The organism is Klebsiella sp. A-Nf5 (assembly GCF_002810545.1).
In the GTDB taxonomy this organism is placed as follows: domain Bacteria; phylum Pseudomonadota; class Gammaproteobacteria; order Enterobacterales; family Enterobacteriaceae; genus Klebsiella; species Klebsiella variicola.
On record NZ_PIOG01000162.1, the window covers coordinates 1 to 12,491 of the forward strand.

The 12,491-nt window shown below is 58.7% G+C and carries 13 protein-coding genes; 6 read left to right on the forward strand and 7 right to left on the reverse strand.

All coding sequences use genetic code 11. The features are described 5' to 3' along the window. The 4 genes from CWM53_RS17065 to CWM53_RS17080 all read right to left on the reverse strand — a co-directional run. Positions 1–403 (reverse strand): ABC transporter ATP-binding protein (locus tag CWM53_RS17065; RefSeq protein ID WP_133124358.1); only part of this gene is annotated, 403 nt, incomplete at its 3' end. 12 nt (positions 404–415) lie between these two features. Next, a complete protein-coding gene (locus CWM53_RS17070; RefSeq protein ID WP_100730067.1) occupies positions 416–1,318 on the reverse strand; it encodes a carbohydrate ABC transporter permease in 903 nt (300 codons plus the stop codon). Further along, the gene (locus tag CWM53_RS17075; RefSeq protein ID WP_004205419.1) at positions 1,311–2,201 is read right to left on the reverse strand and encodes a carbohydrate ABC transporter permease; all 891 of its coding nucleotides are present in this window, start codon (positions 2,199–2,201) and stop codon (positions 1,311–1,313) included. Before CWM53_RS17075 ends, CWM53_RS17070 begins: the two co-directional genes overlap by 8 nt. A gap of 454 nt (positions 2,202–2,655) precedes the next feature. Further along, positions 2,656–2,982: a cupin domain-containing protein gene (locus CWM53_RS17080; protein WP_100730068.1), complete on the reverse strand. Its 327-nt coding sequence runs from the start codon at positions 2,980–2,982 to the stop codon at positions 2,656–2,658. Positions 2,983–3,122: 140 nt separating this feature from the next. On the opposite strand from CWM53_RS17080, the gene CWM53_RS17085 reads away from it, so the two are divergent. After that, positions 3,123–3,836: an aspartate/glutamate racemase gene (locus CWM53_RS17085; RefSeq protein ID WP_074387652.1), complete on the forward strand. Its 714-nt coding sequence runs from the start codon at positions 3,123–3,125 to the stop codon at positions 3,834–3,836. On the opposite strand, the gene CWM53_RS17090 is transcribed toward CWM53_RS17085, so the two are convergent. Next, on the reverse strand, positions 3,802–4,728 hold the full coding sequence (locus tag CWM53_RS17090) for a LysR family transcriptional regulator (protein WP_012967277.1): 927 nt from the start codon (positions 4,726–4,728) through the stop codon (positions 3,802–3,804). The genes CWM53_RS17085 and CWM53_RS17090 overlap by 35 nt on opposite strands. A 137-nt stretch (positions 4,729–4,865) precedes the next feature. Here CWM53_RS17090 and lysA point away from each other — a divergent pair, with 137 nt between their 5' ends. Beyond that, on the forward strand, positions 4,866–6,128 hold the full coding sequence (gene lysA, locus CWM53_RS17095) for a diaminopimelate decarboxylase (protein WP_023340698.1): 1,263 nt from the start codon (positions 4,866–4,868) through the stop codon (positions 6,126–6,128). Here the strand turns inward: lysA and CWM53_RS17100 are convergent. Then, positions 6,114–7,121, reverse strand: coding sequence for a LacI family DNA-binding transcriptional regulator (locus CWM53_RS17100; RefSeq protein WP_162708846.1), 1,008 nt, complete (start codon positions 7,119–7,121; stop codon positions 6,114–6,116). The two genes, lysA and CWM53_RS17100, sit on opposite strands and share 15 nt — an antisense overlap. A gap of 298 nt (positions 7,122–7,419) precedes the next feature. Here CWM53_RS17100 and CWM53_RS17105 point away from each other — a divergent pair, with 298 nt between their 5' ends. From CWM53_RS17105 to CWM53_RS17120, 4 genes are all read left to right on the forward strand, one after another. Then, positions 7,420–8,757 (forward strand): PTS sugar transporter subunit IIC, encoded by a 1,338-nt coding sequence (locus tag CWM53_RS17105; RefSeq protein ID WP_008806339.1) that lies wholly within the window; start codon positions 7,420–7,422, stop codon positions 8,755–8,757. Between the two features lie 7 nt (positions 8,758–8,764). Next, a complete protein-coding gene (locus tag CWM53_RS17110) occupies positions 8,765–10,192 on the forward strand; it encodes a glycoside hydrolase family 1 protein (protein ID WP_064180001.1) in 1,428 nt (475 codons plus the stop codon). Positions 10,193–10,259: 67 nt separating this feature from the next. Next, a complete protein-coding gene (locus CWM53_RS17115) occupies positions 10,260–11,033 on the forward strand; it encodes a GntR family transcriptional regulator (RefSeq protein ID WP_004205433.1) in 774 nt (257 codons plus the stop codon). After that, complete coding sequence (locus CWM53_RS17120) at positions 11,030–11,509, forward strand: GNAT family N-acetyltransferase (RefSeq protein WP_074387654.1); 480 nt, start codon at positions 11,030–11,032, stop codon at positions 11,507–11,509. The genes CWM53_RS17115 and CWM53_RS17120 overlap by 4 nt, the downstream gene beginning before the upstream one ends. Here the strand turns inward: CWM53_RS17120 and galR are convergent. Continuing rightward, positions 11,470–12,486: an HTH-type transcriptional regulator GalR gene (galR, locus tag CWM53_RS17125; RefSeq protein ID WP_061153410.1), complete on the reverse strand. Its 1,017-nt coding sequence runs from the start codon at positions 12,484–12,486 to the stop codon at positions 11,470–11,472. The two genes, CWM53_RS17120 and galR, sit on opposite strands and share 40 nt — an antisense overlap. Between the last annotated feature and the right edge of the window lie 5 nt (positions 12,487–12,491).

Here is a 12,491-nt window from a genome sequence, read left to right on the forward strand (position 1 = left end):
GCTGGCGCGGCAGGCGATCGAGCAGTTCTTCCAGTTCGAGAATTTTCGCCGCTTCTTCCACCTGTCTGTCGATTTGCGCCTTCGGCAGCTTGCTCAGCTTCAGGCCGAAGGCGAGGTTTTCGCGCACCGTCATATGCGGATAGAGGGCGTAGTTCTGGAACACCATCGCGATGCCACGTGATTTTGGCGCCAGGTTGTTGACGATTTTGTCCCCAATCCGCACCTCGCCGCCGCTGATGGTTTCCAGACCCGCCAGCATGCGCAGGGTGGTCGATTTGGCGCAGCCGGAGGGGCCGACGATCACCATAAATTCGCCATCGGCAATCTTCAGGTCGATACCATGCACCGCTTTAAACCCGTTGGAGTAAACTTTTTCCAGTTTGTTGAAAATGACTTCAGCCATGATATTTCCCTCTTAACCTTTGATTCCGCTGCTGGTCACGCCCTGCACGAAGTAGCGTTGAGCCAGGAAGAAGACAATGATGGACGGCAGAATGGAGATACTCGCCATTGCCAGAATTTCGTTCCACGGCGCGCCTTCCGTGACGTCGATAGACATTTTTAGCGCCAGCGCGATGGGATACTTATCGACGCTATAGACGTAGATCAGCGGACCGATAAAGTCGTTCATCGACCACATGAACTGGAACAGCGCCACCGAGATAATGGCCGGCTTGAGGATCGGCACGACCACGTACCACAGCACCTGAATGGAGTTGCAGCCGTCGATCTGCGCTGCTTCTTCCATATCGCGTGGGACGCCACGCAGAAACTGGATCAGCATGAAGACAAAGAATCCCTGGGTGGCGAAGGCCAGCGGCAGGTACAGCGGCAGATAGCTGTTCAGCATCCCCATTTCACGGAACATCAGGTACTGCGGGATCAGCAGGACGGTGCTCGGCAGCAGCATGGTGGTGATGAGCGTCGCGAACCAGAACTTCTTCCACGGGATCTCAAAGCGTGCAAAGCCGTACGCCACAATGGTGGAGGAGATGATCGTTAACACCACCTTCGGGATCACATACTTAAAGGTGTTAAGCATATAGTGGCCGAAATGGTATTCGGTGCCGGTCTTCCAGCCGTTGATAAACCCGTCCCAGGTTGCGTGGGCAGGCCACAGTCCGAGGGTGGTGAAGATCTCATGGTTCGGCTTGAACGAGGCGGAGAACATCCATGCCAGCGGGTAGAGCATCAGCAGGCCGACCAATATCAACACGACGTAGCGCACCACCCGACTCACTTTTTCCCGACGCAGCGTACGAGCGACCTCACGATCGGCGTTGCTCATTACCGGCGTCATCTGTTGAATATCAGCCATTTTTGCCTCCCTTATCGGCGGAGTAGAAGACCCAGTATTTCGATGACTTAAAGGCTATCGATGCAAAGACCGCGACGACGAGGAACAGCACCCACGCCAGCGCGGCGCCATAGCCCATGTCGAAGTACTTAAAGGCGGTATCGTAGATATAGAGTGAGAACAGGTAGGTGTAATAGGTCGGGCCGCCGCCGGTTATCACGTACGGGCCGGTAAACTCCTGGAACGCCTGGGTGGTCTGCATAATAAAGTTGAAGAAAATGACCGGGGTAATCAGCGGCACGGTGACCTTCATGAACATCTGCCACTTTGAGGCGCCGTCGATCATCGCCGCCTCATACTGCGACTGCGGAACGTTCTGCAGCGCGGCGAGGAAGATGACCATCGCGGAACCAAACTGCCAGACGCGCAGCAGGGTGACCGACATCAGCGCCAGCGAAGGCTCCCCCAGCCAGTTGACGGCATCGATGCCAAAGACGGCGAGGAAGCTATTCAGCAGGCCGTCAATGGCGAACAGGGCGCGCCACAGTACCGCAATAGCCACCGAGCTGCCGAGAATCGACGGAATGTAGTAGGCGGTACGGAAAAAGCCGATGCCGCGCAGTTTGAAATTGAGCACAAAAGCAATGCCGAGGGCGAAAGCCAGTTTTAAGGGAATAGTTAAAAAAACGTAGGCAAAGGTCACGCCCATCGATTTCCAGAACAGGCTGTCCTCGGTCAACATATAGCGATAGTTTTCGATGCCGTTAAATACCGGCGGGCTCATCAAGTCGTACTCAGTAAAACTGAGAAAGAAAGATGAAACAAAGGGAAAAGCGGTAAAGACGATCAGCCCGATGATATAGGGCGATATCCATGCCAATCCCAGCAGCTTGTTTTCATTCATACATACCTACCTGGCTTACGCGTTGTAATACGGATTCGGTGATGCGGCGCTGTCGGCCTTTTACTGCTGACAACGCAAAAGTGTCTGAACGCTTCCTCTGATTAACATATCCTTGTTAATGAATGGGTTAGTATTTAAGTGAGCCAGCAAGTGGCGTGCTTTCAGGCTCGCTTTTATACGGCTATATTTTTTATAAAACACCGTTTTAATTTCATTTTATTGCAATTTGTTTCTGCGTCATGCAGATCTGGGCGGAAATGTGATCAAAGTCGAAACGATGTTTCAAAAAGGTGAGGTGGTAAGCATTTTAGGGGTCTGCGGGAGCCTGAAAAGAATGAAGGTTCAGCGTTAACTGAGCGAAAAATATTATTACCAGGATAATGATTGTGACGGCATCTTTTTTAATGCCTGCGATAAGACGTAAACCGGGGACGGTGAATGCCCCCGTCATGGATCAGCGTGAGAGAAAATCTTCGCGGACCGGCGTGAAGGTATCGAGCAGCGTGCCGGGCTGCAGGCAGACGCAGCCGTGCATGATCCCTGGCTGCTTATACAACGTATCGCCGGCACTGACGACGCGCGTCTCCTCGCCGATGGTGAATTCAAACTCACCGGAGAGCACATAGGTGAGCTGTTCGTGGGGATGGTTATGCATCGGGCCGACGGCGCCGGCGGCAAAATTCACCTCCACGGCCATCATTTTTCCGTCGTGGGCCAGAATGCGGCGGGTTACGCCATTGCCGAGGTCTTCAAGGGTGGTGTCTTTATAGAAAATAAACATCGGGCGGTCCTGTTGTTAAAGTGAAACATTGTTTCACTTTAACTTATCCCACTCTTCATGAAAAAGAAATACGCGGCCAGAGAAGTGGAAAGTTGATCACAAGTTTGCTTCACTGGCAGAAACGACATAAGGAGCAGAAGATGAAAACCATTGGCCTGTTAGGCGGCATGAGCTGGGAGTCCACGATCCCCTATTATCGGTTGATCAATGAGGGCGTTAAGGCGCGACTGGGCGGCCTGCACTCTGCCAGCCTGGTGCTGCACAGCGTCGATTTTCACGACATCGAAGCCTGCCAGTCCGCCGGCGACTGGGAGCGCGCCGGGGCGATCCTTGCCGACGCCGCGGTCGGGCTGCAGCAGGCGGGGGCCGAAGGCATTGTCCTGTGTACCAACACCATGCATAAAGTCGCGGATGCCATCGCCGCCCGCTGCCAGGTTCCCTTCCTGCATATCGCCGATGCCACCGGGCGGGCGATTGCCGCCAAAGGCCAGCGCCGGGTCGCGCTGCTGGGCACCCGCTATACCATGGAGCAGACCTTTTACCGCGGCCGTCTGCAGGAGCAGTTTGCCATCGAGACGCTGATCCCCGAGGCTGACGATCGGGCGCGGATCAATCAGATCATCTTCGACGAACTCTGTCTCGGCACCTTCAGCGAGGCGTCGCGGGATTATTATCTGCAGGTGATCGCCGCCCTGGCGGAGCAGGGGGCGGAAGGGGTTATTTTCGGCTGTACGGAAATTGGCCTGCTGGTGCCTGCCGAGCTCAGCCCGCTGCCGGTCTTTGACACTGCGGCGATCCACGCAGAAGACGCGGTCAACTTTATGCTCTCTGCAGGACCGACGCCAGCGGCGTGAGGATCTGCGGCAGACTCTCCTGCAGGTGCGCAACAAAGGCGTCGACCAGCGCCGATCGCGGGCGGTGGAGCGGGCGGATCAGGCTGACGGTAAACGGCACCTCGACGCTAAAGCGGCGCACCACCACGCCGCTATCGGCATAGTCCAGAGCGGTCAAGGGATTCACCACCGAGATCCCGGCGCCGGCGCGCACCATGGCGCAGATCGAGGCCGCGCTGTGGGTTTCGACCACCATCCGCCGTTTAACCTGATGCTCAAGGAACAGGGCGTCGAGCAGCTGGCGATAGCTGTCGGTGCGCGACAGGCTGATGTAGTTTTCGCCCTGAAAATCGGCGGGGGTCAGCGTCGTCTGCACCGCCAGCGGATGGCCGGCAGGCAGCACGCAGACTTCATTCAGCGTCAGCAGTGGGGTGCGTTCGGTGCCCGCCGGGGTATGCAGGGTCTCCGTCAGGCCGAGGTCATGGCGCTGGGCGGAGAGCCACTCCTCCAGCAGCGGCGACTCCTGGGGGACGATCTGCAGGCTGACCTCCGGGTAGCGAGCGAGAAAGGGCGGCAACAGCAGCGGCAGAAAGGACTGGGAAAAGACCGGCAGGCAGGCGATCGACAGCTCGCCCTGGCGGAACTCGCGCAGGCTCTCGGCGGCGCTGACGATGCGGTCCAGGCCGTACCAGGAACGCTGAACCTCCTCAAACAAACGCAGGCCCTGCACCGTCGGTTGCAGGCGACCGCGGGTCCGTTCAAACAGCTGCAGGCCGAGCACTTTCTCAAAGCGCGCCAGCTCGCGGCTGACCGTGGGTTGTGAGGTGTGCAGCATCCGCGCCGCTTCGGTCAGATTGCCGGTGGTCATCACCGCGTGAAAGATTTCGATATGACGCAAATTAACGGCTGGCATGCGGTCTCCATGAGGCTCGGCTGTAACCATATCATTTTTGCATAGAGTCGCGATAAAACGATATTTTTTATTCGTCCGCCACTGTGGCGTAATCGAAAAAAAACAGCGACCAACACACGCACTGCACCGGAGTTCTTATGCCACACTCGCTTTACGCCACCGATACTGACCTGACCGCGGATAACCTGCTGCGCCTGCCCGCGGAATTTGGCTGTCCAGTCTGGGTCTATGATGCGCAGATTATTCGCCGCCAGATTGCCCAGCTCAGCCAGTTTGACGTGGTACGTTTTGCGCAAAAAGCCTGCTCTAACATTCATATTCTGCGTCTGATGCGTGAGCAGGGGGTGAAGGTGGACTCGGTGTCGCTGGGGGAGATCGAGCGGGCGCTGGCGGCGGGCTACGATCCGCAGCAGAATCCAGAGGATATCGTCTTTACCGCCGATCTGATCGACGACGCCACCCTCGATCGGGTGAAAGCGTTACAGATCCCGGTGAACGCCGGCTCGATCGACATGCTGAGCCAGCTGGGCGAGGTGTCGCCGGGCCATCGCGTCTGGCTGCGCGTCAACCCGGGCTTTGGTCACGGCCACAGCCAGAAAACCAATACCGGCGGGGAGAACAGCAAGCATGGCATCTGGTACAGCCACCTGCCGGCGGCGCTGGAAGTGATGCGTCGCTATCAGCTGCAGCTGGTCGGGATCCATATGCATATTGGCTCTGGCGTTGACTACGGTCACCTGGAGCAGGTGTGCGGCGCGATGGTGCGTCAGGTCGTCGACTTTGGCCAGGATCTGCAGGCCATCTCCGCCGGCGGCGGTCTGTCGATTCCTTACCGCGAAGGCGAAGAGGCCATCGACACCGCCCACTATTATGGCCTGTGGAACCGCGCCAGGGAGCAGATCGCGGCCCATCTGGGGCACCCGGTGAAACTGGAGATTGAACCCGGACGCTTCCTGGTGGCCGAGTCCGGCGTGCTGGTGTCGCAGGTGCGCAGCGTGAAAGAGATGGGAAGCCGTCACTTTGTGCTGATTGACGCCGGCTTTAACGACCTAATGCGCCCGGCGATGTACGGCAGCTATCACCATATCACCGCTCTGGCGGCGGATGGTCGCGATCTCAGCGCCGCGTCGCAGGTGGAAACCGTGGTGGCCGGGCCGCTGTGCGAATCCGGGGACGTCTTTACCCAGCAGGAAGGGGGCAAAGTCGAGACCCGCCTGCTGCCGGCGGTGGTGCCTGGGGACTATCTGGTGCTCCATGACACCGGCGCCTACGGGGCTTCGATGTCATCCAACTATAACAGCCGTCCACTGCTGCCGGAGGTGCTGTTTGATGGCGGCAAGGCGCGGCTGATCCGCCGTCGCCAGACCATTCAGGAGCTGCTGGCCTTAGAGCTTATTTAAAAAAGGTCCCGTCGTTACCGACTCGCGCAACACCAGCGTGCCGGTAAACGGCGGGATCGTTTCTATCGGCTGCTGGTTAGCAAGCTTGATCGCCTGATCGATAGCCGTGGTGATCATGTTGTCGATCGGCAGATAGACCGTCGACAGCCCCGGCTCCAGCCATTTCGCGCTTGGCGCATCGTCGAAGCCAAACAGTGACACATCCTGTGGAATACGCAGCCCCGCCTGATGCAGCGCCTTTGACGCCCCCAGCGCCATATCATCGTTACAGGAAAACAGCGCGCTGAAGCGGGCTTTCTCGTCCAGCAGTTCCCGGCACAGTTCGTAGCCGCGGGTCATCGTCGAGTCCCCGTACTTCACCCGGCTCGGATCCCACTCAATACCATGTTTTATCAGCGCGTTGCGGTAGCCCTGCAGGCGAGCCTGGCCGGTAGGGGTGTGCATCGGGACGGTCATGCAGGCGATATCGCGGTGGCCCTGGGTAATCAGATACTCCACGGCCTGAAAGGCGGCTTCCTGCTGCTCGAAGAACACGCAGCGTTCGCGGGCCTGCGCCACATCGCGGTTAATCACCACCAGCGGCATGGCGATCGAATTAATCAGCGACATGATCGCCTTTTCGCTCATGTGCCGGGTATAGAGGATGATCGCATCGCATTGCCGGTCGGCGAGCATCTGCACCGCTTCCTCTTCGCGCTCCGGCGTATCATGACCGTCAGTGACAATAAGCTGCTTTCCCCAGGCTTCCGTCTGGCGTGAAGCCTGCTGCAGCAGACGGCCAAAGTAGAAGCCGTCGAAGGTGGAGACGACCAGCCCGATACTATTGCTGGTCTGATTGGCCAGCGAGCGTGCGAGAAAATTCGGCCGGTAGCCCAGCTCTTCCATCGCTTTAAAGACCTGTTGGCGGGTGCTCTCTTTCACCTGACCTGTGCCGTTCAACACGCGGGAAACCGTCGCTTTCGAGACGCCTGCGCGAATTGAGACATCCAGCATTGTAGCCATTCATCGATTCCTGATTTCACGTGGTAAAGCGCAGTTTATCACAGACCGAAAAGGGACATATCGACGGGGCGGGGCGGAAAAACCATCGCGATCACGCTTTTGGCAGGAACTGACGAGCCGGCATAGTCTGGTATGCCAATGTCGATTCTATCGGATATTTGGGATACCACAGTGCGCGTTGCGAGCGCTGTCACAGAACTATTTTTGCCTGGCGACTATGTTTTGGTATGCCAAAAGTCTCTGGCTGTTCACCTGCCGCAATAAGCCCTTTACTCTGAGGTACTCTTTTATGGCATTACAGGACAAACTGATCGACGCGCTGGGGCGTTTCGCGACGACATTCAACAGCTATCGCTACATTATGGCGATCAAATCGGCGTTTATTACTCTGATGCCGGTGATCATCGTCGGGGCCTTTTCGGTACTGATCTCCAATATGGTGCTGGATCCGAAGAATGGGCTCGCCAGCTTTTCCTCGCTCTCCTTTCTTGCGGCGCTGAAGCCGATCACCAGCGCGCTCAACTACGCCACGCTCAATTTCCTCAATATCGGCGCCGTGTTTCTGATCGGTATTGAGCTGGGGCGGATCAACGGCATCAAAAGCCTGTTTCCCGGCCTGCTGGCGGTGATCTGCTTTATCTGCGTGACGCCGACGACGGTGGAGATGATGGTCGATGGCCAGATGCACGTGGTGAAAGATGTCCTGCTGCGTCAGTTCTCCGATACCCGCAGTCTGTTCCTTGGGATGTTCATCGCCATTCTGTCAGTGGAGATTTACTGCTGGCTGGAGGGGCGCAAGGGACTGAAAATTAAAATGCCGGATACTGTGCCGCCGAATGTCTCCGCCTCTTTTTCGGCGCTGATCCCGGCGATCATCACCACCACCGCGATCGCCACCTTGGGTTTTCTCTTTCACCAGCTGACGGGGATGTATCTCTACGATGCGGTCTACCAGGTGGTGCAGCAGCCGCTGGAGCGGGTAGTGCAGAGCCTGCCGGGGATCCTGCTGCTGATGTTCGTCGCCCAGCTGTTCTGGGTGATCGGCATTCACGGCAACCAGATGATCAAGCCGATCCGCGAGCCGCTGCTTCTGGGGGCGATCACCGTCAATATGAGCGCTTTTGAGCAGGGAAAAGAGGTACCGAACATTATCACGATGCCCTTCTGGGACGTCTACATGAGCATCGGCGGCTCGGGGCTGACCATCGGCCTGCTGATTGCGGTGATGATCGCCACGAAGCGTAAAGAGATGAAAGAGATCGCCAAGCTGTCGATAGGCCCGGGGCTGTTCAATATTAACGAGCCGGTGATCTTCGGGATGCCGATCATGCTCAACCCGATCCTCGCTATCCCGTTTATCATCACCCCGCTGGTGACCGGCAGCATCGGCTATTTCGCCACCCTGACCGGCTTCGCCGGCAAGGCGGTAGTGATGGTGCCCTGGACCACGCCGCCGCTGATCAACGCCTGGCTCTCCACCGCCGGCTCGATGGGGGCGGTGGTGACCCAGCTTATCTGCATCGTGACCGCGGTGCTTATCTATCTCCCTTTCGTCAAAATCGCCTCCCGCCGTGCCGATGCCGCACAGCGTCAGGCCGACAATCAACAGACCGCCAACCCTGTCTGAGGAGCCTATGACTACCGTACGGATGACCATTCCCGATGATTTTATCCTTGGCGCGGCGGCTTCCGCCTGGCAGACCGAGGGCTGGAGCGGGAAAAAACCGGGGCAGGACTCCTGGCCCGATCTCTGGTACAAAAACGACCGCCACGTCTGGCATAACGGCTATGGCCCGGCGGTGGCCACCGATTTTATCAACCGCTTTCAGGAAGATGTGCAGTTGATGAAGCTGGCCGGGCTGACCCACTACCGCACCTCAATCAACTGGTCGCGCTTTCTGACCGACTATGAAAACGTCACGGTGGATGAGGAGTATGCGGCCTATTACGACCAGCTGTTCGATGCGCTGCTGGCCAACGGCATCACGCCGATGATCTGCCTTGAGCATTATGAATTGCCCGGCTATCTGCTGGAAAAGTATGGCGGCTGGGGGTCGAAAACGGTGGTCGAGCTGTTTGTGCGCTACGCGGAGCAGGTCTTTGCCCGCTACCACCCGAAGGTGACCCGCTGGTTTACCTTTAATGAGCCAATTGTGGTACAGACCCGGGTCTATCTGGATGCCCTGCGCTGGCCCTATGAGCAGAACACCAGCACCTGGATGCAGTGGAACTATCATAAGGTGCTGGCGACCGCCAGCGTCGTGAAGCGGTTTCGCGAGCTCGGCTATCCCGGGACCGTCGGCTGCATTCTCAATCCGGAGGTGACCTACCCACGCTCACGCGCCCCCCATGACCTGCGCGCGGCGGAGATCTACGATCTGTTCTACAACCGCATGTTCCTCGACCCGCTGGTGCACGGGGTCTGGCCGCCGGAGCTTCTTGCACTGCTCGAGCAGCATCAGGTGACGTGGGAGACCAGCGAGGAGGATCTGGCGATTATTCGCGAGCACACCGTCGATGAGCTGGGGATTAATCTTTACTACCCGCACCGGGTCAAAGCCCCGTCGCGGGCCTGGCATCCGCATACCCCGTTTCATCCGGCCTGGTATTATGAGCCGTTTGAGCTGCCCGGCCGGCGAATGAACGCCTCCCGCGGCTGGGAAATCTACCCGCAAATCATCTTTGATATGGCAATGCGGATAAAAAATGACTATCGCAACATCCCCTGGTTCGTGGCGGAGAGCGGGATGGGCGTGGAAAACGAAGACCAGTTCCGTAACCGCGAAGGCACCATCGATGACAGTTACCGCATCCGTTTCATCAGCGAACATCTGTGGCACACCCTGCGCGCCCGTGAGGCAGGGGCCAACTGCCAGGGCTATATGTTGTGGGCGTTTACCGACAACGTATCGCCGATGAACGCTTTTAAAAACCGCTACGGGCTTATCGAAATCGACCTGCAAAACCATCGCGCCCGGCGACCCAAAGCCTCGGCGCACTGGTTTCGTCAGCTGGGCGAACGGCGTGAACTGGTGCTGGATATCGATGATGAATACCGCTAGCCGGGGGCAATATTTGCTAAGATAGCGGCGTATTTGACTCGCAGGCATGTAACGCACAGGTGATTTTGTGGAAAAAGCGATAATTCCGCCGGAAAAGAAGCCCTATCAGGAGATTGGTGATGACTTACGCGCCCAGATCGCGCAGGGGCGCTACCCGGTCGGGTCGCGTTTGCCGCCGGAACGCCATATTGCCGAAACCTACGGCGTCAGCCGGACCATCGTGCGCGAAGCGCTGCTGATGCTGGAGCTGCAGGGGACGGTGGATATTCGTCAGGGATCCGGGGTGTACGTCATGCGTATTCCCCACGAGAACGACAGCGAAGAGGAGCAATTGCTCAGCAGCGACGTCGGTCCGTTTGAAATTCTGCAGGCGCGCCAGCTGCTGGAGAGCAATATCGCCGCCTTTGCCGCGAAAATGGCCACCCGCGCCGATATCGACAATCTGAAGCGGATTATCGAGCAGGAGCAGCGGGCTATCGCTCTCAACGACACCGCGCAGGATAACGCTCGTCTGTTCCATCTGGTGCTGGCCGGGGCGACGCAGAACCAGATGCTGCTGGCGACGGTAGAGCGGATCTGGCTGCAGATGGACAGCAGCCCGCTGTGGCAGCAGTTCAATGTGCATATTGCCAGCCGCGCCTGGCGGCTGAAGTGGCTCGGTGACCGACAGACGCTGCTCGCCGCGCTGCGGCGTCGCGATGTGATGGGCGCCTGGCAGGCGATGTGGCAGCATCTGGAAAACGTCAAAAACAGCCTGCTGGAGCTGTCCGATGAAGACGCCCCCGACTTTGACGGCTATCTGTTCGACTCGGTGCCGATTTTTCAGGGGAAGCTGGTATGACGATCCTGCCGCTGTACGCTGCGCCGCAGTACGCCCCGCAGGTGACCGACTGGCTGTGGCGCGCCTTTGGCGGCGAGACGCTGCCGCGGGAGTTTTTCGCCAGCATTGTGCAGCATAGCCAGACGGCGGAGGCGCTGCCGTTGACCTTTATTGCCGTGGAAGGCGAGCAGTTGCTCGGCACGATTGGCCTCTGGCGCTGCGACTTGATCAGCCGCCAGGATCTGTTTCCCTGGCTGGCGGCGCTGTACGTCGCGCCCGCCGCCCGCGGTCAGGGGCTGGCCGGAAAACTGCAGCGGCATGTGATCGATTATGCCCGCCGCGCGGGCTTTCGGGAGCTCTATCTCTACTCCGCCTGCCGGGATTTCTATGAACGCTTCGGCTGGCGCTACCTCGGCGAGGGGCTGGATTACCCGGCCACCGCCGTGCATCTCTATCGCTACGATTTATCGCCTTCCAGCGGGGCCACCACCGAGTGACGGCGCACCAGCGTCGGGCTGAACAGGTGGGTGATCTCCGGCGCCGGGCGGTGCTCCGCCAGCGCTAATGCCAGCTCGGCCGCCTGGGTCGCCATGGTGACGATCGGGTAGCGCACAGTGGTCAGCCGCGGGCGGACATAGCGGGAGATCAGGACATCGTCGAAGCCAATCAGCGAAATCTCCCGCGGCACGTCGATGCCGTTGTCGTTGAGTACGCCCATCGCGCCGGCGGCCATCGAGTCGTTATAGCAGGCGACGGCGCTAAAGTGGCGGCCGCGGCCAAGCAGTTCGGTCATGGCCTGTTCGCCGCCGCTTTCATCCGGTTCAGCAAAGGCGACCAGCCGGTCGTTGCACGGCAGGCCGCTCTCTTCCAGCGCCGCGTAGTACCCCTGCAGCCGATCTTCCGCATCGGAGATATGGTGGTTTGAGCACAGATAGCCGATACGCGTGTGCCCCTGCTGGATCAAATGGCGGGTCGCCAGCCAGGCGCCATAGCGGTCGTCCAGCGCGACGCAGCGGGTTTCGTACCCGGGCAGGATGCGGTTGATCAGCACCATGCCGGGGATCTGCTTCATTAACCCCGCCAGTTCCTCATCGGGGATCATTTTGGCGTGCACCACCAGCGCCGCGCAGCGGTGGCGGATCAACTGCTCTATCGCCTGGCGTTCCTTCTGCACGTTGTGGTAGCCATTGCCAATCAGCAAAAAGTTGCCGGTGCGGTAAGCCACCTGTTCGACGGCTTTGACCATCGCGCCGAAGAAGGGGTCGGAGACATCACCCACCACCAGGCCGACGGTTTCCGTTGACTGCTGGGCCAGGGCCCGGGCGTTCGCGTTGGGGTGATAGTTCAGGGTTTCCATCGCCGCGCCCACGGACTGACGCGAGGCTTCGCTGGCTTTGGGAGAGTTATTGATGACGCGGGAGACGGTAGCGACGGAGACTCCTGCGAGTCGGGCTACATCCTTAATTGTCGCCATACCAT

What these genes read in the sequence shown, in the direction of transcription:
- CWM53_RS17075 (WP_004205419.1), bottom strand. Translation starts at nt 2,201, where the DNA reads ATGAATGAAAACAAGCTGCTGGGATTGGCATGGATATCGCCCTATATC.
- lysA (WP_023340698.1), top strand. Translation starts at nt 4,866, where the DNA reads ATGCCACACTCGCTTTACGCCACCGATACTGACCTGACCGCGGATAAC.
- galR (WP_061153410.1), bottom strand. Translation starts at nt 12,486, where the DNA reads ATGGCGACAATTAAGGATGTAGCCCGACTCGCAGGAGTCTCCGTCGCT.
- CWM53_RS17085 (WP_074387652.1), top strand. Translation starts at nt 3,123, where the DNA reads ATGAAAACCATTGGCCTGTTAGGCGGCATGAGCTGGGAGTCCACGATC.
- CWM53_RS17110 (WP_064180001.1), top strand. Translation starts at nt 8,765, where the DNA reads ATGACTACCGTACGGATGACCATTCCCGATGATTTTATCCTTGGCGCG.
- CWM53_RS17105 (WP_008806339.1), top strand. Translation starts at nt 7,420, where the DNA reads ATGGCATTACAGGACAAACTGATCGACGCGCTGGGGCGTTTCGCGACG.
- CWM53_RS17080 (WP_100730068.1), bottom strand. Translation starts at nt 2,982, where the DNA reads ATGTTTATTTTCTATAAAGACACCACCCTTGAAGACCTCGGCAATGGC.
- CWM53_RS17070 (WP_100730067.1), bottom strand. Translation starts at nt 1,318, where the DNA reads ATGGCTGATATTCAACAGATGACGCCGGTAATGAGCAACGCCGATCGT.
- CWM53_RS17090 (WP_012967277.1), bottom strand. Translation starts at nt 4,728, where the DNA reads ATGCCAGCCGTTAATTTGCGTCATATCGAAATCTTTCACGCGGTGATG.
- CWM53_RS17100 (WP_162708846.1), bottom strand. Translation starts at nt 7,121, where the DNA reads ATGCTGGATGTCTCAATTCGCGCAGGCGTCTCGAAAGCGACGGTTTCC.
- CWM53_RS17120 (WP_074387654.1), top strand. Translation starts at nt 11,030, where the DNA reads ATGACGATCCTGCCGCTGTACGCTGCGCCGCAGTACGCCCCGCAGGTG.